Origin of the sequence: Microcoleus sp. SVA1B4 (assembly GCF_036700545.1) — a bacterium.
Lineage (GTDB): Bacteria > Cyanobacteriota > Cyanobacteriia > Cyanobacteriales > Microcoleaceae > Microcoleus.
Genome location: NZ_JAUBPB010000161.1, coordinates 1 through 1,586, shown reverse-complemented (window position 1 = coordinate 1,586; position 1,586 = coordinate 1). Strand labels below are relative to the sequence as shown.

Annotated in this window: 2 protein-coding genes; both read left to right on the top strand. The window is 40.4% G+C overall.

All coding sequences use genetic code 11. The annotated features are described in order from the left end of the window. Window positions 1-74: 74 nt before the first annotated feature. Window positions 75-740 (top strand): hypothetical protein, encoded by a 666-nt coding sequence (locus QT987_RS29700; protein ID WP_333247070.1) that lies wholly within the window; start codon window positions 75-77, stop codon window positions 738-740. Beyond that, window positions 640-1,586, top strand: a 947-nt coding sequence (locus tag QT987_RS29695) for an IS66 family transposase (RefSeq protein WP_333247068.1), incomplete at its 3' end; no start/stop codon positions are given. The genes QT987_RS29700 and QT987_RS29695, both read left to right, overlap by 101 nt.

The window sequence follows — 1,586 nt, the reverse complement described above, 5'->3', positions numbered from 1 at the left end:
GTATCCGCTCAATAAGTAGGGGTAGCAGAGAAAAAAAGTAAGCAGAGTAAAAAAAGTGTTATAAAATAGGACACATGACGCCAAAGACTATTTCACAAGACAAGTCATCCTCCAATATACTGCAAACCATCGACCCCTCAGGTATTGCAGACGAATCAATGCGTCAGACAGTAGAACTCTTACTGAACCTCATAGAACAATTACAATTAAAAGTCAAAAACTTAGAATCAGAGAATCAACGGTTAAAAGATGAAAATAACCGATTGAAGGGAGAACAAGGAAAACCAGACATCAAAGCCAACTCCAAAGGATTCAAAAGTCAGCACTCTTCAGAAAAAGAACGAAAAACGCCAAAAAAGCACAAAAAAGGCAGTAAGAACGCCACAATAAAAATAGATCGAGAAGAAATACTAGAATACCCCACAGACCAACTGCCAGCAGACGCAGAATTTAAAGGATACGAACAAGTAATCATCCAAGATATCAGCTTGGCAACCGACAACATATTGTTCCGTAAACAGAAATATTACTCACCCTCACTCCGAAAAACTTATGTAGCAGAACTACCAATGGGCTACGAAGGAGAATTTGGACCAGGAATCAAAGCCTTAATCATTAGTTTGTACGCTAGGCGGCAATATGACGCAAGGCAAACTACTAGATTTTTTAGCAGATTTAGGCATTTCCATTTCAGCAGGTTATTTATCCAACCTGCTAATCAAAAACCACTCCGGTTTTAAAACCGAGAAAAAAGAAGTTTATGATTCAGGACTAGCGAGTAGCCCCTGGCAACACTTCGACCAAACAGGCGCGCGTGTAGGTGGAGTCAACCATACCACCAATATCATCTGCAACCCTTTATATACAGTCTACTTTACGACAGCCAATAAAGACCGACTGACGGTATTGAAAGGATTACAGCCCGGACGAGAACTGAAATTTATTCTAAATCCACTGACATTCTCACTAATTGAGGACTTCAAAATCCCGATTAAATGGCAAAACGCTCTCAAGCTATTACCTCAAGAAACGGTGTTGAGTGAGGCACAGTTTAATCACAAACTAAATAAGTATTTACCCAAACTGGGTTCCCAACAAGTTACCCGGATTAAGGAAGCAGCAGCTATTGCTTTCTATCATCAGCAAACAGATTGCCCAGTCGTACAAACTCTCTGTTGCGATGATGCCCCCCAATTCAAGTTAATCACTACTGATAGAGCGTTATGTTGGGTGCATGAGGGAAGGCATTACAAGAAGTTAAGCCCGGTATTCCATTGCCATCAAGTAATTTTAGAGCAGTTTCTCGATGATTTTTGGGATTATTATCGGGAATTATTAGCTTATAAAAATGACCCCAGGACTGAAGCTGCACTGCTTTTAAGGTCGAAATTTCGGCTGCTTTTTGAAACTCAAAGTGGCTATGAATTGTTGGATGAACGCAAACACTTAACTGCGACAAAAGTATCGGAGTTGCTTAGAGTTTTAGAGCACCCTGAATTACCTCTACATAATAATCCGGCTGAGTTAGCTGCCAGAACTATGGTGCAGCGACGTAATATTAGTTATGCAACTCAAACGATTGAGGG

Coding starts and splice junctions, on each gene's coding strand:
- QT987_RS29700 (WP_333247070.1), top strand. CDS start 75: ATGACGCCAAAGACTATTTCACAAGACAAGTCATCCTCCAATATACTG.